This is a genomic window from Flavobacterium sp. (assembly GCF_031363805.1).
GTDB lineage: Bacteria > Bacteroidota > Bacteroidia > Flavobacteriales > Flavobacteriaceae > Flavobacterium.
Map to the genome: position 1 here is coordinate 1 of NZ_JANLVD010000242.1, position 26,277 is coordinate 26,277.

A 26,277-nucleotide genomic window follows, 5' to 3' on the forward strand; every position below is an offset into this window, starting at 1 on the left:
CTCGAACAAAGGTAAATAAATAAGTTTTACATAGACAACAAATAGTCAACGAAATGCGAATTTGTATGTATTTTGATAAACTGAAATAAACATTAAAATATATAAAACATTAATTATCAGTATATTTAAGTGTATTTAGAATGATGCGAATTTATACTTTTTACTCTAGCCCTGATGGAAGTGGAAATCCTTTTTGTGGTTTTGTCATCCTGAGCTTGTCGAAGGACAAAATCACAAAAAGATTGCAACGTACAGCAGGAAAATGATTTGCGGATAAAAAAGCCCAAGCCATTTGCTCCTATTATTTTTTCAACCAATTGTTTGTTAAAACACAATCGCGGTATTCGCCATTGATTTTGATGTAAGTTTCCTTGATTTTTTCTTCAGACCATTTTGCAATGGCTTTGATTTGTTTTTCTTTCAAAGCTAGTTCTTTCAAACGAGTGTAATCTTTTGAATAATCTGCCGTGTGCTCCTCAAATCTGTTGGTTACAGTTATAATTTTGTAAAATTTTCCACCAGTACGACCTTCATCGACTATTGGTTCTGAGATTTCATTGTCTTTTAAGTTAGATACCTGTGCATATAATGATGGATCCATTTTGGTGAGCTCGAAACGTGTATCTTGCGTTTTTGGATTTGTTAAAGTGCCACCATCATTTCTGGTTTCTTTTTCGTCGGACATGGTTCTTGCGGCTTCTGTAAATGTGATTTTTTTGTCCTCGATTTTTGAACGAATCAGAGTGGCTTTTTCTTTGGCAGCTTTGAGTGCTTCGTCTGTAACTTTTGGTGAAATCACAATGTGACGCAAATCGACTTCCTGACCACGAATTTTTTCTAAAAATATAATGTGAAAACCAAAATCTGTTTCAAAAGGTTCAGATATTTGACCTTCTTCCAAACTAAAAGCGACATCTTTAAATTCTTTTACAAATTGTGTTTTTCTGTCCATCTTATAAAATCCACCCTGCGAACTAGATCCTGGATCTTCGGAATAAAGAACCGCTTTTCCGTAGAAACTGGCACCATCTTGAACTTCTTTTTTGATTTCTTTAAGCTTATCAATTACAATTTGTTTGCTTTCTTTGGAAACCACAGGTTTTATTACAATTTGTGCTACTTCCATTTCGGCACCAAAAACTGGTAGATCATCTTTTGGAATTTTTTTAAAAAAATCGCGAACTTCTTCGGGAGTTATGGTTACTTGATCTACAATTTTCTTTTGCATTTCTGACGTTAATCTGTTCACTTTAATGATTTCAAAAAGGTCTGATCGAAAATCTGCTTCGTTTGGTTTTTTGAAATATTGAACCACTTTATCCATAGAACCCAATTGTTCTACCATGTAATTCACTTGTTCGTCTAATTTGGTGTTTACATCGGCATCTGAAACTACAATACTGTCTTGAATAGCTTGGTGCGCATAGAGTTTATCTTCAAGCAGTTTACCAAACATTTGACAACGTTGAATGTCTTTTATATCAATATTTTGGCTTTTTAGTTCAAGATATGATTTGTCAATATCTGAATCTAAAATAACATAATCTCCCACTACACCAATAACTCCATCGACTTTTTGTTTTTTCACTTGCGCAGAAACGCTCATGGAAATAAAGATGAAAAATAATAGGATAAAATTTAATTTATTACTTTTTAATATGTTCATTATAAAATTATTTATTGACTTTTTTATTATTTTTTCATTGTAGATTTCAATCTTGCAAAGACTTCTTGATTTACATTGACTTTAAATTCTTTTTTTAAGTCTGAAACCCAGTTGTCTTCAAGATATTGTTGGTAGTCGTTGATGACGCGACCTCGAGTTTCATCCAATGTTTTTGGTGCGGCAGGCATTATTTTGGTTATTTTATTTACAAAATAAAAATCACCTTCTTTATAAACGTCGGAAACGCCAACTTTCATTTTTACATTTTTTGTAAATCCGGTGGCTCCTTCTTCCAGCGTTTCTTGTTTTGTCATGACATTAACAACCTCTTTTGTATTTAAGGTTTCCTTAATTGCATCGGCAGATTTGTCGCTTTTCAACAATTTTCTAGCCTGTTTAACCATGTCCTGTTTGGTTGAAGAAGCTGTTAAAACTTCGACTCTATTTTTCCATTGGTATTTTTCTTTATTGGCATTGAAATAATTTTTTAAACCCAATGTATCTTGTTTGGCTTTGTCCCAAATTTCTTTTTCCATTAAATCAAAAAGTAGCAAACCATCTCTGTATTCTTCAATTACATTGGCAAATTCAGGAAATTCTTTTTCCAAATTGTCATTATAATATTCTGTAAGTTGTGTGTCTACAAAATTCTGATAAACAAAATCTACTAGTTTGGCAACTGGTTTTATTTTTAAATTTGCTTTTTGTTGCGATTCTAGTTCAGATAAGAATAGTCTTTCATTAACTTTTTTGTCTTCTATAGTTAATAATGTTTCATTATATTCTTTCAAATCTTTTGGTAAAGACCATTCTGAAGTATAAAATTTGTCAGTTACTAAGCTTACTATTTTATTATAAGTTTTATCATTTCTAGTAAATTTATATTTTTTGCGAAGTTTTTCATTCAAAGAATTGGTAATCAATCTGGAACGATCGTCTTTTCTAATTTTAGAATCCAAATCTCTTTCAGATTCTTCATACGTTTTTATAGGATGTTTTTCAATTAACTTAACAATATGCCATCCAAATTGAGTTTGAAATGGTTCAGAATAAGAGTTTGGTGCAGTCAAACCGAAAGCGACAGATTCAAATTCATTGGAGCTCAATTGACCTGAACCAAATCTAGGCAAAACGCCACCTTTTGGAGCTGAACTCTTGTCTTGCGAAAATTGACCCGCTAAGCTTTCAAAGTTTTCTCCTTGTTTTAATTTGCTGTAAATATCTTGTATGGTTGATTTTGCTTTTTCTGCATCAGCAGGAGTATCCGTAGCTCCTTTTGCAATCATAATGTGCGCAACGGTTACTTCGCCAGGATTATTTTTTGAATCGACTACTTTGATTAAATGGTATCCAAAACGTGTACGAGTAGGCATAGAAATTTCGCCAACTTTGGTTTTAAATGCAGCACTTTCAAATGCATAAACCATTCTGAAAGCAGAGAAATAGCCCAAATCGCCTTTGTTGTCTTTTGCAGATGGATCTTGAGAAAATTTTACTGCTAGTGTTTCAAAATCTTCACCAGCCAATGCTTTTTTTCTAACATCCAATGCTTGATTGAATACCTTTAAAGTATCGGTAGGAGCTGCATTTTCGTCAAGTGTAAATAAAATATGAGAAGCACGAATTTCTTTTTGAGATCTTGCATATCCTTCCTCAATCAAAGCTTTTGTTACTTTGGTGTCTGAGGTATAGTTTTTAGATAATTGTGTTCTGTAAGATTTTAGTTCATTTATATATCTGACATTATTTTGCAAACCAATTTTGTTGGCTTTATTTATTTTAAGTTTGTATCCTACAAAAAGCTCTAAGTATTGGTTTAAATCTTTTTGAGATTCGTCTTTTACCAAATCGATATTTTTATTATAAACTCTAGAAAACTCATCAGTGTAATATGGTTTTTCATCAACAGTGAAAAGTACTTCTTTTTTATCTGTTTGTCCAAATGATAAAGCGCTTGTGGCGAGTAATAAACCTAAAATTATTTTGTTAATTTTCATTCTTAATAATTTATTTTTTAATGCTTTTTGTTAGTATATATAGTTTTATTTTTAATAAAAAAACAAAAATAGCAATTCAGATACATTATACAACTATATTGGTGTGTATTAACAAAAATTTAAACGAAATTATTGGTTTATTTGTGAATCTGAATGTGTTGATCCATTCATCAAACCAATTTCAATGCATTGTAAATATTTGAATACAATTCTTCTGCTGTAAATGGTTTGATTAAGTAGCTATTAATTTTGATTTTTTTACATGCTTTTTTTTCAATTTCTGTTTCAAAAGATGATAATGCTATTATTGGTGTTTTTTTTATAGTTTTATTGTTATTATTTCTAATATTTGAGATTAGTTCAAAACCATCTAAAGTTTTTGTTTGTAGATTTATAAAAATTAAATCGTAATTATTTTTACTAATTAATGTTTCTGAATTTTCCATTTGATAAGAAATATCTATATAAAACCCTGCATGATTCAATAGCAATTTCATTAAAATTAATTGATTTAATTCTATATCATCAATCAATAAAACAGTGTAATTTTTTACGATTTCAATTTTATGGAATGCTTGTTTTCTCGCAATATCTTTACTTTTAAGCACATCAATTTCAAAAGGCAAAAATATTTTTATATAAGATTCTTTTTGGCTATTCTGTAGTTTTATATTTCCATTAAGAAGTATAATTATATTTTTTGCAAGTTCCAAATGCAAATTATTTTGTTTTGAATTTGATAGAACATTTTTATTTAATTGTTCTGCGGAAGCGAGTTCATGTGTTTGTTTTTCAAAATATTTTAATGTAAAATTTAAACCAACTTTTTTGGGACTTAAATTATCAATTTCAATATTTAAATGCACATTTTCATTTGGGCTAGATAAAAATATGAAGCGAAGTAAGTTGGTAATTATTTGCAATATTCTATTAGAATCGCCAACTAGATGTCTTGGTATTCTTGGTGATTTTGTAATTTGGATTACGGAATCCAGATCCAAAAATTCTGCTTGCGATTGTTTTTCAATGTGTTTTATTAAATCTTCAAAATCAAAAGTTGCCATTTCAATATTCAGAATGCCAATGTCAGATTTTGTCAATTCCAAAACATCGTCTATTATTCTGTTGACCTGATTGGTGGAAGTTTGAATAGATTTTAGCAATCCTTTTTGTTCAAAAGTTAAGCTATTATTGTTAAAAAGATCCAATAGCGCCTTGACTGATGAAATTGGCGTTTTTAAATCGTTTGTAATATTGGCTAAAATTTTATTTTTTAAAATCCTTTCTTCTTCTGCTTTGAGTATTTTTTGCGAAGAGAAAAAGTTTTTTATAAACATTTCATTCTTTTGTTGCGTAACTTCTTGAACTGATGTGTAGTGTTCTGAATAGTCAAAAATAATAATACTACCATTATCAATTTTGTTTCCAGTACTAATTATAATATCTGAAACAATCGTTTTTCGAGTAAAATCTAGCGTAATTGTATGAAAAGTAATTTCATCATTATCCTTTAAAAAAAGATAACTTGTCAACTCAAAAAATGGGTGATAGTCTTTAATGTCTTTGCCTACTGTGGCTTCAAAAAGTGAATTATTTGATGCGGTAATAATACCATTTTTGTCCAAACTAATGGTTTGAATTTTATCTAAAAGATACTTCTGTATGATTTCAGATTCTTTCATTCATTTAAAAAATTAATGGCTAGTTTTTCAAAAATAGCATCCACATTTTCTCCAGATTTGGCGCTCGTAAAAAAATCGATAACAAGATTTTGTTTAGCAATTTCTGCTCTAAAATCTTTTTCATTTATTAGATCTGACTTATTAGCCACGCTTACCAAACCAATGTTTGGAAAATTATTTTTTATATACTTAATTTCATTGTTAAAATCTAGATATGTTGCATTTCTTGTGGCGTCTACAACATATATAAATGCTGATGTTCCTAGCAAATAGGATGGTCTTATTTCTTGTAATGCTTCCTTACCTTCAATATCCCAAATAATGAAAGTTATTTTTTTTTGGTCAATTTCAATCTCTCTTTTTAAAATTTGGACACCAATAGTTACTTTGTAATCATTTGAAAATGAATTAGATACAAATCTGCGAATCAATGATGATTTTCCAACACCAAAATGTCCTACCAAAACTATTTTTTTTGATTTATTCATGGTTTAACAACTCCTGTAATTTTTCTGATAGGTAAATTCCGTTCGATAAATCATTTTTTATATGATAAGTCGCAAAATCAAATAGTTTATTTTCTAAATTGTTTTTGAAAGTGGCATCAAAAACACCAGAAATAACAACTGCAATATAATAGGTGTTAAAATTTTGAATATGAATGTTATACAATTCGTATTGAATAAGTTCTAAGCTTTGATTTTTTTTGGCAAAAGCATCTTCAACAAAACTTTTTATTGCAGTGAGCATTCCAGCCACCATATCATCATCAATACTATCATCGTTGGAAGTGCTGGACAATAGTGCGCCCGAACCTTTTTCGACTATAAATATTTGTTCAATTTTGCAATTTGAAAGTTCATCAAAAATTCTTTTCTTTTTTGATTCACCTTTAAACATAGATTTTGCTTTGCTTTTAATTCCTGATACCGAAAAAGTTGATTGAACCTGATTATTAATATTATCAGATAAGATTTTCATTTCTTGTTGAATGTATTTTTTTATCATTTTTCCAATGATAGGAAATAGTGCATCGACCACTTTATCTTGAGAATTTTTAATCTGAAAATCCAACGCTTCGGTTATAGTTGGTCCCAGTTTTTTAGGCATCAATGCTACAAAATCTTCTATTTTTTTATCTATAATAGGATTTACTTTTTCAGACAAATTCTCTTCAATATTGACAGTATTTTCTAGCGATTCAAGTTTTTGCAAAATTCCATTGGCAAAATCCCGATCTTCAGCAAGAAGTAGTTTTTTTAAGATTAATAATTTATCAGAATCGTTCATGATGAAAGTATTAGTCTTTCATTATTTTTTCACCAAGAGAAACCAACAATGTACCCAGTGAATTTCTATCCACTTTTTTGTGATCAAACAAATCAATTTTTTCATTCAAATTATCTTCCAAATCTGTAATTCTGATATTCACATCTGTAGATAAATTATCAATCAAAGTATGAAGTTCTTTGCTTGTAGCTTCTATAAAAGCTTCCAATTCTTCTTTCCTTTTTTCAATTAAATTTTTAACAGAACTAAAATCACTATCTATTTGTTGAATATTTTCTCCAAATATTAAGTTTTTTATCGCCTCTAATCTTTCTTGTGATTCAAGTGAATTTACTGCTGTAGAAGTTTGCTCTCCTTTAACTTGATTTTTCGACATTGTATTTGTAATTTTTTCTAAGAGGTGTAAATATAATAAAACTTACTTGTTCTCCTTACACAAAACTAAAAAATGCTATTTTTTTTTCTTACCTACATAAAAAGAAACCTAATTACTATATTTGCAAAAATTAAAAATAAATGAGTTTTTTAAAAGAAATTGAACGCAGACGTACTTTCGGGATTATTTCGCATCCCGATGCGGGGAAAACCACACTCACAGAAAAACTATTGCTTTTTGGGGGTGCTATTCAAGAAGCGGGAGCGGTAAAAAACAATAAAATTAAGAAAGGCGCTACCTCAGATTTTATGGAAATTGAGCGTCAGAGAGGAATTTCTGTTGCTACTTCTGTGCTTGCATTTGTTTACAAAGACAAAAAAATAAATATTCTGGATACACCTGGACACAAGGATTTTGCCGAAGATACTTTTAGAACTTTAACCGCCGTGGATAGCGTTATTGTTGTCATTGATGTGGCAAAAGGTGTGGAGGAACAAACAGAAAAGTTAGTTGCCGTTTGCAGAATGCGAAAAATTCCTATTTTGGTTTTCATCAATAAATTGGATAGGGAAGGGAAGGACGCTTTCGACTTGATGGATGAAGTGGAACAAAAACTAGGTCTGACGGTTACGCCAATGAGTTTCCCAATAGGAATGGGTTACGATTTTAAAGGTATTTATAATATTTGGGAAAAAAACATCAATCTTTTTAGTAGCGATAGCCGAAAAAATATTGACGATGTTGTGGCAATTTCTGATGTGCAAAGTCCAGAATTGGAAAAAATTATTGGTCAGAAACCTGCTGATACGTTGCGTGATGATTTGGAGCTAATCACCGAAGTATATCCTAAATTTGACCGACAAGATTATTTGGATGGGAAACTGCAACCTGTATTTTTTGGTTCGGCTTTAAATAATTTTGGCGTTCGAGAATTATTGGATTGCTTTATAGATATTGCCCCGACGCCAAGGCCAAAAGAATCGGAAACCCGATTGGTAGATCCTAAGGAAGAAAAAATGAGTGGTTTTGTATTTAAAATACACGCCAACATGGATCCAAAACACCGCGATCGTCTGGCTTTCGTGAAAATCGTTTCCGGTACTTTTGAGAGAAACAAACCGTATTTACATGTGCGACAGGGTAAAAATTTAAAATTTTCCAGTCCAAATGCTTTTTTTGCCGAGAAGAAAGAAATTGTTGATATTTCCTATCCAGGTGATATTGTAGGTTTGCACGACACGGGAAATTTTAAAATTGGAGATACCTTGACAGAAGGCGAACAAATGAGTTTCAAAGGAATTCCGAGTTTTTCGCCAGAGCATTTTAGGTATATTAATAATGCCGATCCTATGAAAGCCAAACAATTGGACAAAGGTATAGACCAATTAATGGATGAAGGTGTAGCACAATTGTTTACCCTTGAAATGAACAACAGAAAAATTATTGGAACCGTTGGAGCCTTACAATATGAAGTTATACAATACAGATTGGAGCACGAATATGGTGCCAAATGTACCTACGAAAATTTGCCAGTTCATAAAGCCTGCTGGGTAAAACCAACCGATCCAAAAAGCGAAGAATTTAGAGAATTTTGTAGAATAAAGCAGAAATTCTTGGCGCATGACAAATACAAACAATTGGTTTTTTTGGCCGATAGCGATTTTACCATTCAAATGACACAAAGCAAATTTCCAAATGTGAAGTTGTTTTTTACTTCCGAATTTGAGTAAAGATTTAATTTACAAAAGATAAGACACGAATTGCACTAATTTTCACGAATTAATTTGTGTAAATTAGTGAAATTAGTGTCAAATTTTTATTAGGTTTGATAATTACAAATTCTAATTTTTAAAATGATCCAAAAAAATTACCACAGAATCAGAATTTAAAAATATGTAATCTGTGGTAATTTTTTTCTTATAAAAACCTAAAATTCTAGTAATACGTATATCTTCTTACTTTGGCAATATATTTTGCCAAACGAATAACTTGATGACTATATCCATATTCATTATCATACCAAACATACAACACAATATTTTGACCATCTGCAGAAACTATCGTAGCGTTGCTATCATAAATAGATGGAGCCGAAGTGCCTACAATATCAGATGAAACCAATTCGTTGTTCAACGAATATTTAATTTGTTCCACCAATTCGCCTTCAAGCGCATATTTTTTCATAATTTCATTTACAGCTTCCACCGAAGTTTTCTTGCTTACTTCGAGGTTTAAAACAACAAGCGAACCATTTGGAACAGGCACACGTATAGCATTCGAGGTCAATTTTCCAGCTAGACTCGGCAAAGCTTTTGCCACTGCACTTCCAGCACCAGTTTCGGTAATCACCATGTTGAGTGCGGCAGCACGACCACGACGGTATTTTTTATGCATATTGTCGACCAGATTCTGATCGTTTGTATACGCGTGAATGGTTTCCAAATGTCCTTTTACAACACCCAAAGTATCTTCGATAGCTTTTAAAATAGGAGTAATAGCATTTGTTGTGCAAGATGCAGCCGAGAAAATATTGACTTCATCTGGATTGTATTCTTTTTGGTTCACACCATGAACAATGTTTGGCACTCCTTTTCCTGGGGCTGTTAACAATACTTTGTCCACACCTTTTGAAGTTAAATGTCTAGCCAAAGCTTCTTGCGTAGTAAAAGCACCTGTGTTGTCAATCACTAAGGCGTTGTCTATTCCAAAAGTAGTATAATCTATATCTTCGGGTTGGTTTGCTGTAATAATATGAACGGTTGTTCCATTAATTATCAAAGCATTATTTTCCACATCGGCCACGACGGAACCTTGAAAATCTCCGTGAATTGAATCGTATCGCAAAAGTGATGCTCTTTTTTCAAGAGAAGTAGCATCGTTTTTATCTCGAGTCACAATGGCACGCAAACGCAACTGGTTTCCTTTGCCCATTTTCGACATGAGTTCTCTAGCTAATAATCGACCAATTCTTCCAAAACCATACAAAACAACATCTTTTGGTATGTTGTTTTTAAAGTCTTTCGCCAATTTCAATTTGTCTATAACAAACGCTTTGGCGTTGTTGTATTTGTTTTCTTCTAAATGAAATTCATAAGTCAGTTTGCCTATATCTAGTTTTGCGGGTGGCAAATCGAGTGACAAAATGGCTTTGGCAATTTCTACCGAATCAAAAACCGAAATGGGTTTGCCAACAAATTCGCCGGCATATTCATGAAGATTAATAATATCGCTCACATTTCTATCAATCAATTGGTTTCTAAAAAGCACCATTTCGATAGATTTATCGTACCACAAATCGCTAATAATTTTAATTAATTCTACACCAGCTCTTCGCCTGTCAGCTTGAAAAGCAATTTCTTTTTCGTAAACCGTTGTGTTGCTCATTTGTTAAGTAAATAAGTTATTGTTTAGATTGGCGCAAAAGTATATATTTCAAACGTTTTCGTAAAGGATTTTTTCACTTTTTTAAACACAGATTCCAAAAATTATCACAGAAAAAAAAATTTATGATAGTTTGTGGAATTGGTATTAGAATTTTTAATAAAAAAAACCAGCCTAAAATGGGGCTGGTCTAATTTATTCTATATATCAAATTATTTAAAATTCTGTACCGCAAATTCGCGAATTCGCGGTAAATATTTTAACTTCTTACAATAAAAACCGCAACAACTGCCCATTCACTGTCAGCATTTCAATTTGTGAACGCTGGTTTTCTGATTTTTTAGCTAAAATTTTATTGACAGTTTCAATATCATTTACTTTAATATTGTCAATTTTTAAAATCACGCCGCCTTTAAGTTGGTCCGCATATTCCGCCAATTCTTCGTTGGTAATATCTTTTACTTTTACACCATAATCAATACGGAAACGCTTCATATCAACGTTATCCAGGTCTTCAAGTTCAATACCTTTGAGTTCGTAATTAATCATTTCTTTTTTAGACAACTTGACAGAAACCGACATATTTTTTCCATCACGAATAATACCCACATTTACAGCATCATTTGGTCTTTTGGTATTAATGTACGAAGTCAAATCTGCAAACGATAAAATACTTTTTTCATCTAATTTGGTGATGATATCATTTTTTCTTAGTCCAGCACTTTCCGCACCAGAATTTTTAGAAACTTTACCTATTAATACACCAGTAGTTTCTTTAAAACCATATTCTTTGGATGTGGCACTGTTTAATTCGCCAGCTTCAATACCCAAGATGCCGCGTTGTACATTTCCAAATTCCATCAAATCTTCAACAATTTTACGAGCCAAATTGGAGGGCACAGCAAAGGAATAACCTACGTAAGAACCAGTTTGTGACGAAATCATTGTATTGATGCCAATTAATTCTCCTCGAGTGTTTACCAAAGCACCACCACTATTTCCAGGATTTACAGCAGCATCAGTTTGAATAAAAGATTGTATGCCAGTATTATTTAAATCTCTCGCTTTGGCCGAAACAATTCCAGCAGTAACTGTCGAGGTCAAGTTGTACGGATTTCCAACCGCCAAAACCCATTCACCTACTTTTATAGTATCCGAATTCCCAAAAGTTGCATAAGGCAATTTTTCATTGGCATCAATTTTTAGCAAAGCAATGTCCATTTTGCTATCGGTCCCAATCAGTTTGGCCTTGTATGTTTTATTATTATTTAAGGTAATTTCTAGTTGCGTTGCATCTTTAATCACGTGATTGTTTGTTACAATGTAGCCATCTTCACTAATAATTACACCCGAACCAGTTCCAACTTGAGTTTGTTGTCCACCGCCTCCTTGTGTACCATAGAAAAATTCCATCATTGGATTGCTGGGCACATTATAAACAGTCATATTTTTTACGTGCACTACATTGTGAACCGCTTTTTCAGCCGCTGCTGTAAAATCTACAGCTTCAGCAGATAAACCAACGTTTTTACTAAAATTCTCGGTCGCAACAGATAATTTTGAACTTGAAGAACCCTCTTCCATAAACAATTTGTAAGCACCCAGCGTTGTAGCTCCGCTTAACAAAGACACAAAAAATAAACTTGCAAATTTTTTCATAATTAATTTATAATAGTTTAAAATATTAACGTAAAAATAAAATTTTATTTCAATACAAAAATTGGTTTAACGCTCGTTTAACATCATTTAACTTATCATTAATATTTCGTAGCTTTGTGTTGAATTTTTTAGGAGCAGAAACATTTTAGTTTCTATTCAACATTATTCCTGCTGTACGTTGCAATCTGTCATTGCGAGGAACGGGCGCCATCTTACGATTTGATTGCTTCGTTCCTCGCAATGACAGGATTTCCACTTCCATCAGGGCTAAAAATTTATCAGTATTGTTTCTAAGAATCTTTTCAAATAATCAAATAAACAAACAAACGAATAATCCAAAAATGCAATTCACATTCTATAAATACCAAGGAACAGGGAACGATTTTATAATGATTGACAATCGTGAACAACATTTTCCCAAAAATGATACCAAAGTTATTGAAAAACTTTGCGACCGACGATTTGGCATTGGTGGAGACGGATTAATATTATTAGAAAATGACGAAACTACCAATTTTAAAATGGTCTATTATAATTCCGATGGCAACCAAAGTAGCATGTGTGGAAATGGTGGTCGTTGCATAATAGCTTTTGCCAAAAAGTTAGATATAATTGAAAACAGCGCAACTTTCATCGCAATTGATGGTTTGCATCATGCCACAATCGACAAAAATGACATTGTTTCTTTACAAATGATCGATGTTTCCGAAATTAAAATTCATACAGACTATACGTTTTTAAATACAGGATCGCCACATCATATAATAAGAGTCCAAAATTTAGAAAATGTAGCAGTAAAAACCGAAGGTTCAAAAATCCGGTACAGCGATTTATATGGGCAAGAAGGAAGCAATGTTAATTTTGTAACCCAAATTTCTAATAATGAATTCTCTATCCGCACCTACGAACGTGGCGTGGAAGACGAAACATTATCCTGCGGAACAGGAGCAACAGCGGTAGCCATTGCTATGCACGCCACAAAGATGACATATTCAAACAACATTAAAATAAACGTACAAGGTGGAAAACTAGAGGTTTCGTTTGTAGAAGAAAACGGAATCTATAAAAACGTTTTTCTAAAAGGACCAGCAACTTTTGTTTTTGAAACCACTCTAACAATCGAATAATCTAACAATCGAATAATCTAAATATCCAGAGTTGATAACATTAAAAGGAAACAACATCCACCTTCGCGCACTCGAACCAGAAGATTTGGAGTTCGTTTTTACTATCGAAAACGACGAATCTATTTGGGAAGTGAGCAACACTCAAACGCCATATTCAAGATATTTGATCAAGCAATATCTAGAAAACGCCCATCAAGATATATACGAAGCCAAGCAATTGCGTTTGGCAATTTGTAAAAATAATGTAGCAAAACCAATTGGTTTAATCGATTTATTTGATTTCGATCCTAAAAATAATCGAGCAGGAATTGGCATCGTCATTAACGAAAGCGAAAACAGAAATCAAGGCTCAGGAAAAGAAGCTTTGTCACTTTTAATCAATTACTGTTTTAGCAAACTGAATCTGCATCAATTGTATGCAAATATTGGTAGCAAGAATGAGCCAAGTTCGACCCTTTTTACTAAATTTGGTTTTCAAAAAATAGGCACAAAAAAAGATTGGAATTTTCATCAAGGAAAATATTATGATGAAAATCTTTTTCAATTGATAAACAACAACATTTAAAATTTTTAATTTTGAACAAAAAGAAAAAAGCAGGAATAGTTATTGGAATCCTTTTCACCGTGGCACTTATCGTCGGATTTATTATTTATAAAAGTATATTTTCGGCAAATACCAATTTTCCAGAAAAAGAAATATATGTCAAAATTCCAACGGGATCTGATTACGATCAAATTTTGGAAATAATAAAACCTTTTGTAAAAGATATCGGAAAATTCAAATCGGTTGCCGAAAAACGTTCCTATTCAGAAAATGTTTTTCCTGGCAGATTCATGTTTAAAAAAGGAATGAATAGTTTTGAAATGGTAACCGCACTTCGGCACAATGAACCGTTGAATTTGGCATTCAATAACCAAGAAAGCTTAGAAAAGTTGGTTTCAAGATTGTCATCGCAAATGGAAATTGATAGTACAACCATGATTAATAGTTTTCGTGACAGTGTATTTATGAAAGCCAATGGTTTTAATGAAGAAACAATTCTGGGCATGTTTATACCAAATACTTATGAAGTCAAATGGAATATTTCGCCAGAAAAGTTCAGAGAAAAAATGGCAAACGAATACAAGAAATTTTGGAATGATGATAGAAAAGCAAAAGCCAAAGCACTCAATATGACTCCAGAACAAGTGATCACATTGGCAGCTATTGTTCACAAGGAAACTGTAAAAATAGACGAACGACCACGAGTAGCTGGAGTTTATTTGAATCGTTTGAAACTCGATATGCCTTTGCAAGCAGATCCAACGATTATTTTTGCTTTAAAAAAACGTGACAACGATTTTAATCAAGTGATAAAACGTGTTTTTTCAGGAGACTTAATCATAAATTCACCTTATAATACCTACCTAAATATTGGACTTCCACCGGGACCAATTGCTATGCCAGACATTTCGGCAATAGATGCTGTTTTAAATGCAGAAAAGCATAATTACATTTACTTTTGTGCAAGTGTAGAGCGTTTTGGTTACCATGAGTTTGCTGAAACTTTTGCAGAACATGGTGTTTGGGCCAAAAAATATAGAGAATGGATCGCAAATCAAGGTGTTACTAGATAATTTCCCATTATTAATCATTAAAATTGCTAATAATTAAAATATTCAATAATTTCAAGTCTTTTTTGCCGATTAAAATTGCATTTCATCTGTATTTTAACATAAAATAATATATTTAATTCATTATTTATTAACAATTGAATTTTGCTTAACCCTTGTTTTATAACTTGTTCTCAGAGTTATTAACTAAGATTCAAATTTGCGTTTAGAAAATTTTAACTTGTTATTTTACAATAAGTTAACTTTCGTGCTTAAATTTGTTCCGTAGAAATTTTCTAAATGGCTTCTGTTTTGGATTTAGAAAGAAAAACAATTTATGACGAGAAAACAAATATATTATGTCGGATTATTTTCCGCAATTACAATATTAAGTTCAGGTTTTAAGCCTTTTGAATCAAAAATATTTACTTGGTTTCATGTATTCGAAAAGGAAGAAATCTTTTATACAGTTCCCACTGAAATTGAACTCAATCAAACTTTTTTTAATTTCCCTTTTACTGGAAAAACTTTTATAGGTTTTCAACAAAGTTTAGCCGCAAAAGAGTCGCTTTGCAAATACAATAAAGTAAATACATTAGGCTATTTAGGCAAATATCAATTTGGGACAGAAACTTTAAGAATTCTTGGAATTCGAGATACCGAAGCATTTTTGTTCAATAGAAAATTGCAAGAAAAAGCTTTTTTAGCAAATCTTTCCCGCAACAAATGGGATTTGCGTAAAGAAATTGAAAGATATTCTGGAAAAATTATTTCAGGCATTCAAATTACAGAATCTGGAATGTTGGCGGCTGCTCATCTTGGAGGGGCTGGATCAGTTAAAAAATTCTTAAAATCCAATGGTCGTAGAAAATTTAAGGATGGTTATGGCACTTCAATTATGGAATATTTAAATGATTTTGCAGGTTATGATACTAGTTTTATTGAACCAAACGAAAAAGCAAAAGCAAAACATTATTAATACATTTTGTGAATAATAAAAATAGTAGGTCGATTGTGTAAATCGACCTTTTGTTTTTTCCAATGGCTTACAGAATAAGTTTTAATAAATTCTGTTGGCAAAGTAATATCGCAAGCAACACACAACAAAGTATTTGGTTGCAATGTTTGCAGAATATCTTCCAGTAATTTAGTGTTCCTGTAAGGTGTTTCTATAAATAATTGTGACTGGTTTTTTTCAAATGACAATTTCTCTAAACCTTTAATTGCTTGTTTTTTTTCCGTTTTGTCTATAGGTAAATAGCCATTGAATGTAAAACTTTGTCCGTTCATTCCAGAAGCCATTATAGCTAATAAAATGGAAGAAGGACCAACTAAAGGTACTACTTGGATTCCTTTTTCATGCGCCAGTTTAACAATTGCTGCACCAGGATCTGCTACACCAGGACAACCTGCTTCACTCATAAGTCCAACATGATAACCTTGAAGCAATGGTTTTATAAATTGTAGATGTTCCTTGGTTTCAGTATGTTTGTTTAGCGAAAAAAGTTTTAAATCTGGTTGTTTTTTTTCAGGTTGCACTTGTTTAATGAACTTTCGAGCTGTTTTTTCGTTTTCAACAATATAATAGTCAATCAAATCTATGCTTCTTTTAATTGTTTGTGGAAGCACATCTTCATGATTCATTTCGCCCAGTGAAGTTGGAATCAGATATAGTTTTCCAAGTAACAATTTTTGGTTTATATCAGACATTTTTTTTTAGATTTTTAGCAATTATTTCACAAGCTTCATCTAGCATATGATACACTTTTTCAAAACCGTTTTCTAATCCAAAATAAGGATCGGGTACATCTACATTTTCATTGGGAAATAGTTCGTTGAGAATAAGTTTGACTTTGGATTTTTGAGCTTCTGTTGTAGCTAAGCCTATTATATCCTTATAATTTTGATTGTCCATGGCATAAATATAATCAAAATCTGAAAAATCATGTAAAGAGAACTGTCTTCCTTTTAAATTTGAAATATCAATTCCTTTCTGATTGGCAATTTTTATGGATCTTGGGTCTGGTGAATGTCCGATATGCCAATTTCCTGTTCCAACCGAATCCACAATAAAGTTTTCAGGTAGTTTTGAACGCAATATTCCTTCAGCCAATGGCGATCGACAGATGTTGCCCAAACAAACCATTAAAATTTTAACAGCCATTTTTTATAGCGATAATTTTTTCTGAATATCTTCTACGTATTTTTTAAATTGCTTGTCGGTTGAAACCAAATTATCAACAGTTTTGCAAGCATGCAATACTGTGGCGTGATCACGATCGCCAATTTGAGAACCAATGTTTGCGAGTGACGCTTTAGTGAAACGCTTTGCAAAAAACATGGCCAATTGTCTTGCTTGAACAACATGACGTTTTCTGGTTTTGGACTGCAAAGTATCTAAATCCAATTGAAAATAATCGGAAACCACTTTTTGTATGTAATCTATGGAAACTTCTCGTTTTACATTTTTGACAAATTTTTCAACTACTTGTTTCGCCAAGTCAATAGTAACTTCTTTTTTATTAAAAGATGATTGTGCAATTAAAGAGATGATAGCACCTTCCAATTCTCTAACATTTGATTTGATATTTCTTGCTACATATTCTATAATTTCATCAGGTATTTCAACACCGTCTCTATATAAAATATTCTTTAAGATCGAAATTCTTGTTTCGTAATCTGGTTGATGCAACTCCGCAGAAAGTCCCCATTTGAAACGTGATAGCAAGCGTTGCTCGATATCTTGCATGTCAACTGGTGCTTTGTCTGAGGTTAAAATAACTTGTTTTCCGTTTTGGTGAAGATAATTAAATATGTGAAAAAACACATCTTGCGTACCAGTTTTTCCAGATAGAAACTGTACATCATCAATAATCAAAACATCAATTAATTGATAAAAATGTATAAAATCGTTTCTTGTATTTCTTTTTACAGAATCTATATATTGTTGTGTGAATATTTCAGCAGAAATATACAACACTGTTTTTTCTGGATATTTGTCTTTAATTTCTACTCCAATGGCATGAGCCAAATGTGTTTTTCCTAGTCCAACTCCACCAAATATCAACAATGGGTTGAATGAAGTGCCACCTGGTTTGTTTGCCACAGCCATACCAGCTGATCTAGCCAAACGATTGGAATCGCCTTCTAAAAAATTATCAAAACTATAATTTGCGTTTAGTTGAGATTCTATTTTTAGGTTTCTTATGCCTGGAATTATAAATGGGTTTTTTAATTCTGGATTTTTTTGTTGAACAGGAACATCTATTTCTTGTGTTTTTACAGGAGATCTATGTGCGCTTGGCAATTGTTCAGTAAATGGAAGTTTATTGCCATAAGTGTTCTCCATTTTGATTTTATAAAGTAACTTTGCATTTTTGCCCAGTTCTTTAGTTAATGCAACTTTTAAAAGTTTTACATAATGTTCTTCTAGCCATTCATAAAAGAATTTGCTAGGCACTTGAATATAAAGCGCATTGTCTGTAAGCTCTACGGACTTGATTGGTTCAAACCAAGTTTTGTATGCTTGTTCCTGTATATTATCTTTGATAAAAGATAAACAGTTGTCCCAGACTGATTCTGCGGTTTTATTCATTATGTGCATTCTTATATTTTGAATTATTACGGTTTTACTGTACAAAAAGCCAACGTCTTTTTTGTGTAATTTGGGATAGCAAATATGAGTTTTAAAATCGTTAAAAAAAAATTTTTAACCTATTGATTTTTAAAAAAAAATGTTGTAAGCGGGTTTAAATAATTGTAAATAAAATGTCAAATTAATATAACTAAAATTAATGAGAGAGTTCGAAATTAAGGTTCGTGTAAGGTATGCAGAAACCGATCAAATGGGCGTGGTTTATCACGGAAATTATGCGCAATATTTTGAAATGGGTCGCGTAGAATGGTTGAGAAACCTAGGGATTTCATACAAATGGATGGAAGAAAATGGAATTATGCTTCCGGTAGTTTCTTTGACTATGAATTATAAAAAACCTGCAAGGTATGATGATGAATTAAAAGTGAAAACCATATTGAAAAATCAATCTTCAGTTAAGATAGAATTCGACTACGAAATACACAATGATAAAAATGAGTTGTTAACAACGGGCAACTCTGTTTTGGTGTTTGTTGACATGAAATCTGGTCGTCCAACATTGCCTCCAGATTATGTGCTGGAGAAGTTGAATGGGTTGTGATATTTGTTTTGAATTTATAAATTTATTTAGTCAACGAATTAATTTTATTATAATCAACTATATAAATAATCATGAATGGAAATATCACGGTTAAATACGATAAATCAAATCTTAAATCAACAATAATCTCGTTAAAATTGTATTTATTGAACTTTAAAATAAAAGCCAATAAAACTGGTACAAACATCAAAATACTAGTAAATTTAAAAAAATCTACTTCAAATTTGTTAATTTTAAAAGAAAAATAAAATGGAAGCAAAATTGCAATAATATGAATGTATTTGGGCAAATTGCTTGTTTGCAAAAGGAGTGGATTATATTTTTTTAATAAATCATAACTAGGACAACTTACAATAACTGATAGGATTAATAAAAGTGTTGTAATTGAAAACGAAATGAAGAATTTCATTTTAGACAAATTTTTAAGAAACCAAAAATCTCTAAATAAGAACAATATCATAGGAATCCAAATTATACCTCGTGTTAATACTAAAATTGAGGAAACCACACCTAAAATAATTGGATATTTATAAATATTATTTTTAAAATTTTGATTTACATAAATAATAAAACAAAATATTATTATTACATTGCTTAATAAATCACTTATTGCAAATATTTCCCACCAGTAAGCAGGTGAAACTAGCAGTACAATCATAAATCTAATAGCCTTTATTATTTCTAGATAGTTATAAAGCGTGTAGCAGACCAGTAAAAATGTAAAGATTTGTAGATAACCAACATTTCCTAACAAATAAAACGGAATTCCAATTAGTAACAATCCCGGAAAGTTTCAAGTTCTACCGTTTAAATGATCTGTTGCGGTATATGGATAATTACCATGTAATAGTGCTTCTATACCCACATCCATTGCTGACCATCTATCAACATTAAGCTTATTCCCATCAATATTATAAATAATCACAAATAATACTAATGCAATTAAAACACTAGCGATTTTGTATATTTTTTTAAGATTAAATTTATTTACAAATTTAATTTCAAAATTATTCATGAAAAGAATGGGAGTGAAAATAAGTATAAATACCAACATATACAATCCTGCTGGAATAAAATTTTGTCTTACACTATATTTGTACACAAATAATAAATTTACTCCCAGTAAAACTATTTTAAACAAGTTATAAAATGAAAGCAATTTATATAAAGAAAGTCGTTTCATTTTATTAAGTGTCATATTTTAATTGGTTATGTTATTTCAGGATTTAATTATTCTTCGGTTAAAATTCAAAACCCATTTAAAATTGAAAACATTACATAAAAATATTCATTTCAATTTTTTGGTTTAGATTATTAACTCATCAAAAACTAATTCTTTCAATATCAACTTCAAAAAGATCATTAAAAAGATCAAAAATAATTTTGGCATTTTTTTTTCGTGTCGAAATTTCAATTTGACAATTCTCAGTCATGTTTTGAGAAACAATGGTAATACTTTTTTCTTTAATAATCCTCATTATTTTATTCATATTTTTATACTCAAATTTGAGTAAAAAGTGAATGGTAATGATTTTTTCTATAATTTGAGATTCTTCAATTGCCAATTGTGCAGTAGTTTTATAAGAACTGATTAATCCGCCTACACCCAGTTTGACACCGCCAAAATAGCGTACAACAACTACCAAAATATTCGTTAGATTAAAAGATTGAATTTGTCCGTAAATGGGCATTCCTGCACTATTATTGGGTTCGCCATCATCGTTGGTACGGTATTGAATTTTATCTGTTCCTAATTGATAAGCGTAGCAAAAATGTCCAGCAGAAAAATGTTGCTTTTTGAGATTTTCAATATGTGGTTTAACTTCTTGATCCGAAGCAATTGGAAAAGCATAACCTAAAAATTTACTGTTTTTTTCTTTAAATAAAACTTCGGCAGAAGGTGATGCAATTGTTAAATAAGTATCTTGAATTTCCAAAAAAATAATTTATCTAGGTAATATTTTTCTATCAAAAAGCTCTACTACATCTTCTTTACCTGGAGTTATATTCCAGACTTGCATTCCTAAGGAAGCTGCAATGTCTGTATTTTCTTTTTTGTCATCAATAAAAAGTGTGCGTTTGGTTGATAAATCATGTTTGTTTATGATGTACTTAAAAGCTTCAGGATCAGGTTTTCTAATCCCAATTTCAAACGAAAAATAGACTTTTTCAAAACATTGGTAAAACTCTCTTGCAAAAGTAGCACCCACTTTATGCTCAAATTTTGATATGTGAATTTCATCGGTATTGCTTAGTAAAAACAGACGGTATTTTCTTTTTAAAAGTTCCAAAAATTCTAATCTGTGCAATGGAAAATCTATCAACACAGAATTCCATGCGGCTCTAAGATCATCGATTGATGCATTTGGAATCAGTTTTTTTAAGCCAATCATAAACTGAACTTCTGTTATTTTTCCTCTTTCAAATTGTTGGTTTAGTTCTTCTAAATCTTCATTCCAAGAAGGCAATCCTAGCTTTTTTAATGCAGTAAGAGACGCTTGTTTGTCAAGATTTATAAATACATCACCAAAATCAAAAATAATAGTGTCAATCATTGTTCGAATAAATTAAAAGTTCATCATTGTTTATTTTTGTGCTATTTTTAAAATCTCCTTTAAAAGTTGGAGCTTTCACACCGTTTTTAAAAGTAACTCTCCCCTTAAAAATTCTGGCTTCATCCCATAAATTTGAGTCTATAAAAGTCTGCAAAGTTTGAGATCCACCTTCAATTATTACCGATTGAATACTATTGTCAAATAAATATTTTGTGATTTGAAACGCAATATTTTCATTAAAATATATAATTTCACTGTTAATCAATAAAGTTTTAGCACATTTATCAAATATAAGACTTTCTTTTGGAATTCGATTGTTTTGATCTAAAACTATTCTAATTGGATTTTTTCCAGTCCAATCTCGTACATCCAACTTTGGATTATCATCAATAACGGTTTGGGTTCCCACTAAAATTGAGTGTTCTTCGCTTCGCCATTTGTGAACCAATTGCCGCGAATATTGGTTGGTAATCCAAACTGGTTTTTTATTTTCTTTGGTTGATGGCGCAATAAATCCGTCCATACTTTCTGCCCATTTTAGTATAATGTAAGGTCGTTTCTTTTTATGAAAGGTGAAAAATCGCTTATTGGATTCTTTACATTCGTTTTCCAAAATTCCAACAGTTACATTTGCACCAGCTTCCATTAGTTTTTTTATGCCGTTTCCAGCAACTTTTATATTTGGATCCACAGTTCCAACTACTACATTTGGAATTTTAAATTTTATAATTAAATCACAACAAGGTGGTGTCTTCCCAAAATGACTGCAAGGTTCTAAACTTACATAAATAGTTGATTTTGATAATAATGATTTGTCAATTACTGAATTTATAGCATTCACTTCAGCGTGATTTCCACCGTAGACAGAAGTATAACCTTCGCCAATAATTTTATCTTCAAAAACAATAACTGCTCCAACCGATGGATTTGGCATGGCAGCAACCAATCCGTTTTTGGACAGTTGAATGCAACGATTTATATATTTTTCGTGTATCTTCACATCACAAAAATAAGATATTACTTTTAGAATGAACGGAATTATAATTAGAGAAATTCAACAAAAAGACAATCAAGCCATTGCACAAATAGTTCGGGATGTTTTAATGGAAATGGGTGCGCCAAAAGTGGGTACTGCTTACGCCGATCCAAATTTGGATTTGTTGTTTGAAACTTATCAAAACTCAAAATCAATATATTTTATAGTTGAAAATAACAATAAAATTATTGGTGGCGCGGGAATAGCACAATTAGAAAATGAATCTGAGAATATTTGTGAACTGCAAAAAATGTATTTCTTGCCCGAAGCACGCGGATTGGGTTTGGGAACACAATTGATGGATAAATGTCTTGAAAGTGCTACTGCTTTTGGATTCCAAAAGTGCTATCTCGAAACCATGCCTTATATGGAAGCTGCTCAGAAATTATATCAAAAAGTAGGGTTTGAATATCTTAATGAACCTTTGGGAAATACGGGACATACAAGTTGCCCTGTTTGGATGATAAAGTTATTAAATTCAAAAAATAATGCTAATTAAAGAATATAAGAATCAGTTCATAGAACAGCTTTCATCTATTTATGATGTTGGTGAAGTAGAAAGTTTTTTCTATATTATTTTAGAAAACAAACACCAACTCAAAAGAATAGATTTGGCACTGAATATTGGTTTAAAATTTTCTGAAGCTGAAATAGAAACTTGGAATGAAATTCTTGAGAAGTTGAAACAACAAATTCCAATACAGTACATATTGGGAACTACTAGTTTTTATGATTTAGATTTTGAAGTTAATAATGATGTACTCATTCCACGCCCAGAAACGGAAGAATTGGTTTCATGGATTCTGTCAAATAACCCAATAACCGAATCAACAAATAAACCAAAAATTCTAGATATTGGTACAGGAAGTGGTTGCATTGCCATTTCATTGGCTAAAAATATTCCAAATGCTGCAGTTTATGCCATAGATGTTTCCGAGAATGCATTGGCTGCAGCCAAAAAAAATGCTTCAACAAATAAGGTAAAAGTAATTTTTATTCAAGAAAATATATTGAAAACTGAAAATTTGCAACAACAATATGATATTATAGTTTCCAATCCGCCGTATGTTAGAAATATAGAAAAAAAGGAGATAAACAAAAATGTTTTGGACTATGAACCGCATTTGGCACTTTTTGTAGACGATCATGATGCCTTGATTTTTTATAGAAAAATTGCGCATTTGGCTCAAAAGAACCTTTCGGAAAACGGACAATTGTATTTTGAAATCAATCAATATTTAGGAAATGAAATGGTAGAATTATTGCAACAAATGCATTTCAAAAACATTGAAATTAGAAAAGATATTTATGGAAACGATAGAATGATTCGATGTGTGGTATATAAATCTGAAATCTGAAATCTATTCATACCTCAAAGCCTCAATTGGATCCAACTTTGCTGCTTTCAAAGCTGGATAAGAACCAGAAACCACGGCTACTATAAAACTTACCACAAAGGCTGCAATAATGGCCAACCAAGGAATGACAAATTTAAATTCTATTAGGCTCGAAATGCCATAACCAATCAAAATCCCTAATATAATTCCCAAAATTCCACCAAGCTGACCAATCACCAATGTTTCCATAAAAAACTGGAAAGCAATTGTGCTTTTTTTGGCGCCCAAAGCTTTACGAACGCCAATTTCTCGCGTTCTTTCGGTTACGGAAACCAACATAATATTCATGAGTGCAATTGACGATCCAAATATGGTAATGATGCCAATAACCCAAGCGGAAAGTCCCAAATATTGGGTAATGTCAAGAATTTTATTAATCAAATCGTCACTTCTAGACACACCAAAATTTATATCTTCAATTGGGCTTAATTTTCTAACTTTTCGCATTTCAATTTCAGCATTGTCGACTGCTTCGTTCAACAATTCCTTTTTATCAACCATAATACTGGTTTTATAATTGATGTTTGGTTGCGTAAACAAACTTCTTGCGACTTGAATTGGAATCATAACTCTTAAATCCTGGCTGTTCCCAAAAGTGGAACCCTTTTCTTTAAGAATTCCGATAACCTTGAATTTTGCGCCACGAACGGAAATGGTTTTATCTACTGGATTCAAATCTTTAAAAAGAATTTTATTAAAATCTGAACCTAAAACGCAAACATAGCTGTTATTGGCAATATCGAAACCAGTAAAATTTCTACCATTTACTACTTCCAAACCTGAATTTGGAATAAAATAATCGTCGACACCCACAACAGAAACTGACGGATCGGTTTTTTCTTCTTCATATTTTACTTCGGCCGTCGTGGTTGCTGTAAATGAAATAGAAGTATTTGTAAACGGATAGTTGAAATTTTCCTTAAATGATTTTGATTCAGCGTAAGTAATTATTGGATTTATTTTCTCGACTTCACCACCGTCATTTGTTCTACTTAAATTATCATACTGATTTATGGTAAAAGTGTTCGAACCCATAGAAGCAAAATCGTTAGAAATTGTATTTTCCAATGCAGAAACTACGGTCAAAATAGCCACCAATGCCATGATGCCAATAGCAATAATAAGCACTGTAAGTATCGTACGAAGCAACTGCGTCCGAATAGAACCCAATGCAATTTTTACATTTTCTTTAAATAATCCAAGCATAGTATGCATTTGACAAGAATTTGTAAATTTTGTTACAAGTTTTTCTCGTAAATTTTATAAATAGTTTTAAAAGTAAGATATTTGCGGTTCAATTTATGATATTAGATTTTAGATGTCAGATTTCCCAACAAGAATCCAAAATCTAATATCTAATATCTAAAATTTAATGAAACCTAGCATTCCAAAAGGAACCCGAGATTTTTCGCCAGCCGAAGTAGCCAAACGTCAATATATTATTCAAAAAATAAAAACCAATTTCGAGAAATTTGGTTTTCAGCCTATAGAAACACCATCCTTTGAAAACTCTGAAACCTTGATGGGGAAATATGGGGAAGAAGGCGATCGATTGATTTTTAAGATATTGAATAGTGGAAATTTTTTTTATGATAAAAAGCTTAAAATTGAATTGCCAGAATCTTTGGATGCACTTCGGGCAAACTCTGCTGAAACAATTTCGACTAAAGAACTAATTGAGTTAAATAAATTTACAAATAGAATATCGGAGAAAGCCCTTCGTTATGACTTAACCGTTCCTTTTGCGCGCTATGTTGTACAACACCAAAACGAAATCGAATTTCCATTTAAACGCTATCAAATTCAACCTGTTTGGCGTGCCGATAGACCGCAAAAAGGGCGTTTTAGAGAGTTTTTTCAGTGCGATGCAGATGTTGTTGGTTCCATATCATTGTGGCAAGAAGTAGAATTGGTACAACTGTATGACTCGGTTTTCACCGATTTGGGACTTACAGGTGTAACCATTAAAATAAACAACCGAAAAATTTTATCTGGAATAGCCGAAGTCATCGGTGCTTCCGATAAATTAATCGATTTTACAGTCGCACTCGACAAACTCGACAAAATAGGCGAGGACGGCGTTAAAAAAGAAATGATGGAGAAAGGAATTTCTGAATCGGCAATAAAAAAAGTACAACCTTTATTCAATTTTACGGGTACTATTACTGAAAAAATAGAAAAATTATCAGCTTTACTTTCCGAATCTATCGAAGGAATAAAAGGCGTTCAAGAATTGCAATTTATTTGCGATAACGTTTCGAGTTTAGGATTGTCATCATCAATTTTAGATTTAGATGTAACCCTGGCTCGAGGATTAAATTA

Annotated in this window: 26 protein-coding genes; 9 read left to right on the forward strand and 17 right to left on the reverse strand. The window is 31.6% G+C overall.

What is annotated here, in order from left to right; genetic code table 11:
- Nucleotides 1–301 precede the first annotated feature (301 nt).
- The 6 genes from RMN92_RS12610 to RMN92_RS12635 form a co-directional block, all read right to left on the reverse strand.
- On the reverse strand, nucleotides 302–1,666 hold the full coding sequence (locus RMN92_RS12610) for a peptidylprolyl isomerase (RefSeq protein ID WP_309609795.1): 1,365 nt from the start codon (nucleotides 1,664–1,666) through the stop codon (nucleotides 302–304).
- 26 nt (nucleotides 1,667–1,692) lie between these two features.
- Entirely contained in the window at nucleotides 1,693–3,663 is a 1,971-nt protein-coding gene (locus RMN92_RS12615; RefSeq protein WP_309609796.1) for a peptidylprolyl isomerase, read from the reverse strand.
- A gap of 170 nt (nucleotides 3,664–3,833) precedes the next feature.
- Complete coding sequence (locus tag RMN92_RS12620) at nucleotides 3,834–5,345, reverse strand: response regulator (RefSeq protein WP_309609797.1); 1,512 nt, start codon at nucleotides 5,343–5,345, stop codon at nucleotides 3,834–3,836.
- Nucleotides 5,342–5,833: a Rab family GTPase gene (locus RMN92_RS12625; RefSeq protein WP_309609798.1), complete on the reverse strand. Its 492-nt coding sequence runs from the start codon at nucleotides 5,831–5,833 to the stop codon at nucleotides 5,342–5,344. Before RMN92_RS12625 ends, RMN92_RS12620 begins: the two co-directional genes overlap by 4 nt.
- The gene (locus RMN92_RS12630; RefSeq protein WP_309609799.1) at nucleotides 5,826–6,635 is read right to left on the reverse strand and encodes a cell envelope biogenesis protein OmpA; all 810 of its coding nucleotides are present in this window, start codon (nucleotides 6,633–6,635) and stop codon (nucleotides 5,826–5,828) included. Before RMN92_RS12630 ends, RMN92_RS12625 begins: the two co-directional genes overlap by 8 nt.
- Nucleotides 6,636–6,645: 10 nt before the next feature.
- Nucleotides 6,646–7,011, reverse strand: coding sequence for a fructose 1,6-bisphosphatase (locus RMN92_RS12635; RefSeq protein WP_309609800.1), 366 nt, complete (start codon nucleotides 7,009–7,011; stop codon nucleotides 6,646–6,648).
- Nucleotides 7,012–7,151: 140 nt separating this feature from the next.
- Here RMN92_RS12635 and RMN92_RS12640 point away from each other — a divergent pair, with 140 nt between their 5' ends.
- Nucleotides 7,152–8,741 carry a peptide chain release factor 3 gene (locus tag RMN92_RS12640; protein WP_309609801.1) on the forward strand — a complete coding sequence of 530 codons (1,590 nt, stop codon included), beginning with the start codon at nucleotides 7,152–7,154 and terminating at the stop codon, nucleotides 8,739–8,741.
- Between the two features lie 205 nt (nucleotides 8,742–8,946).
- Here the strand turns inward: RMN92_RS12640 and RMN92_RS12645 are convergent, their stop codons facing one another.
- The gene (locus tag RMN92_RS12645; protein ID WP_309609802.1) at nucleotides 8,947–10,395 is read right to left on the reverse strand and encodes a glyceraldehyde-3-phosphate dehydrogenase; all 1,449 of its coding nucleotides are present in this window, start codon (nucleotides 10,393–10,395) and stop codon (nucleotides 8,947–8,949) included.
- Nucleotides 10,396–10,659: 264 nt separating this feature from the next.
- Nucleotides 10,660–12,051, reverse strand: coding sequence for a Do family serine endopeptidase (locus tag RMN92_RS12650; RefSeq protein WP_309609803.1), 1,392 nt, complete (start codon nucleotides 12,049–12,051; stop codon nucleotides 10,660–10,662).
- A gap of 341 nt (nucleotides 12,052–12,392) precedes the next feature.
- On the opposite strand from RMN92_RS12650, the gene dapF reads away from it, so the two are divergent.
- The 4 genes from dapF (at nucleotide 12,393) to RMN92_RS12670 (ending at nucleotide 15,750) form a co-directional block, all read left to right on the forward strand.
- Nucleotides 12,393–13,178, forward strand: a complete 786-nt coding sequence (gene dapF, locus RMN92_RS12655; protein WP_309609804.1) for a diaminopimelate epimerase — start codon at nucleotides 12,393–12,395, stop codon at nucleotides 13,176–13,178.
- A gap of 31 nt (nucleotides 13,179–13,209) precedes the next feature.
- Complete coding sequence (locus RMN92_RS12660; protein ID WP_309609805.1) at nucleotides 13,210–13,743, forward strand: GNAT family protein; 534 nt, start codon at nucleotides 13,210–13,212, stop codon at nucleotides 13,741–13,743.
- 11 nt (nucleotides 13,744–13,754) lie between these two features.
- Complete coding sequence (mltG, locus tag RMN92_RS12665; RefSeq protein ID WP_309609806.1) at nucleotides 13,755–14,795, forward strand: endolytic transglycosylase MltG; 1,041 nt, start codon at nucleotides 13,755–13,757, stop codon at nucleotides 14,793–14,795.
- Nucleotides 14,796–15,108: 313 nt separating this feature from the next.
- A complete protein-coding gene (locus RMN92_RS12670) occupies nucleotides 15,109–15,750 on the forward strand; it encodes a peptidoglycan-binding protein LysM (RefSeq protein ID WP_309609807.1) in 642 nt (213 codons plus the stop codon).
- On the opposite strand, the gene RMN92_RS12675 is transcribed toward RMN92_RS12670, so the two are convergent.
- The 3 genes from RMN92_RS12675 to dnaA are packed head-to-tail and all read right to left on the reverse strand — an operon-like array spanning nucleotide 15,747 to nucleotide 18,366.
- A complete protein-coding gene (locus tag RMN92_RS12675) occupies nucleotides 15,747–16,481 on the reverse strand; it encodes an SAM-dependent methyltransferase (protein ID WP_309609808.1) in 735 nt (244 codons plus the stop codon). The genes RMN92_RS12670 and RMN92_RS12675 overlap by 4 nt on opposite strands.
- Nucleotides 16,474–16,935, reverse strand: a complete 462-nt coding sequence (locus RMN92_RS12680) for a low molecular weight protein-tyrosine-phosphatase (protein WP_309609809.1) — start codon at nucleotides 16,933–16,935, stop codon at nucleotides 16,474–16,476. Before RMN92_RS12680 ends, RMN92_RS12675 begins: the two co-directional genes overlap by 8 nt.
- A 3-nt stretch (nucleotides 16,936–16,938) precedes the next feature.
- On the reverse strand, nucleotides 16,939–18,366 hold the full coding sequence (dnaA, locus tag RMN92_RS12685) for a chromosomal replication initiator protein DnaA (protein ID WP_309609810.1): 1,428 nt from the start codon (nucleotides 18,364–18,366) through the stop codon (nucleotides 16,939–16,941).
- Between the two features lie 199 nt (nucleotides 18,367–18,565).
- Here dnaA and RMN92_RS12690 point away from each other — a divergent pair, with 199 nt between their 5' ends.
- A complete protein-coding gene (locus RMN92_RS12690; RefSeq protein ID WP_309609811.1) occupies nucleotides 18,566–18,967 on the forward strand; it encodes a thioesterase family protein in 402 nt (133 codons plus the stop codon).
- A 22-nt stretch (nucleotides 18,968–18,989) separates the two neighbouring features.
- On the opposite strand, the gene RMN92_RS12695 is transcribed toward RMN92_RS12690, so the two are convergent.
- The 5 genes from RMN92_RS12695 to ribD form a co-directional block, all read right to left on the reverse strand.
- Complete coding sequence (locus RMN92_RS12695; protein ID WP_309609812.1) at nucleotides 18,990–19,376, reverse strand: hypothetical protein; 387 nt, start codon at nucleotides 19,374–19,376, stop codon at nucleotides 18,990–18,992.
- Nucleotides 19,377–19,760: 384 nt separating this feature from the next.
- Nucleotides 19,761–20,165, reverse strand: a complete 405-nt coding sequence (locus tag RMN92_RS12700; RefSeq protein ID WP_309609813.1) for a hypothetical protein — start codon at nucleotides 20,163–20,165, stop codon at nucleotides 19,761–19,763.
- 124 nt (nucleotides 20,166–20,289) lie between these two features.
- Nucleotides 20,290–20,904 (reverse strand): YigZ family protein, encoded by a 615-nt coding sequence (locus tag RMN92_RS12705; protein ID WP_309609814.1) that lies wholly within the window; start codon nucleotides 20,902–20,904, stop codon nucleotides 20,290–20,292.
- 9 nt (nucleotides 20,905–20,913) lie between these two features.
- Complete coding sequence (locus RMN92_RS12710) at nucleotides 20,914–21,522, reverse strand: HAD family phosphatase (RefSeq protein WP_309609815.1); 609 nt, start codon at nucleotides 21,520–21,522, stop codon at nucleotides 20,914–20,916.
- Nucleotides 21,515–22,522 (reverse strand): bifunctional diaminohydroxyphosphoribosylaminopyrimidine deaminase/5-amino-6-(5-phosphoribosylamino)uracil reductase RibD, encoded by a 1,008-nt coding sequence (gene ribD, locus RMN92_RS12715; protein ID WP_309609816.1) that lies wholly within the window; start codon nucleotides 22,520–22,522, stop codon nucleotides 21,515–21,517. Before ribD ends, RMN92_RS12710 begins: the two co-directional genes overlap by 8 nt.
- A 28-nt stretch (nucleotides 22,523–22,550) precedes the next feature.
- Between ribD and RMN92_RS12720 the strand changes: the two genes are divergently transcribed.
- Together RMN92_RS12720 and prmC are read left to right on the forward strand one after the other, a co-directional pair.
- Complete coding sequence (locus RMN92_RS12720) at nucleotides 22,551–23,057, forward strand: GNAT family N-acetyltransferase (protein WP_309609817.1); 507 nt, start codon at nucleotides 22,551–22,553, stop codon at nucleotides 23,055–23,057.
- Entirely contained in the window at nucleotides 23,047–23,916 is an 870-nt protein-coding gene (prmC, locus tag RMN92_RS12725; protein WP_309609818.1) for a peptide chain release factor N(5)-glutamine methyltransferase, read from the forward strand. Before RMN92_RS12720 ends, prmC begins: the two co-directional genes overlap by 11 nt.
- 3 nt (nucleotides 23,917–23,919) lie before the next feature.
- On the opposite strand, the gene RMN92_RS12730 is transcribed toward prmC, so the two are convergent.
- Nucleotides 23,920–25,161, reverse strand: coding sequence for an ABC transporter permease (locus RMN92_RS12730; protein WP_309609819.1), 1,242 nt, complete (start codon nucleotides 25,159–25,161; stop codon nucleotides 23,920–23,922).
- Between the two features lie 166 nt (nucleotides 25,162–25,327).
- On the opposite strand from RMN92_RS12730, the gene RMN92_RS12735 reads away from it, so the two are divergent.
- A partial coding sequence (locus RMN92_RS12735) for an ATP phosphoribosyltransferase regulatory subunit (protein WP_309609820.1) occupies nucleotides 25,328–26,277 on the forward strand: 950 nt, incomplete at its 3' end.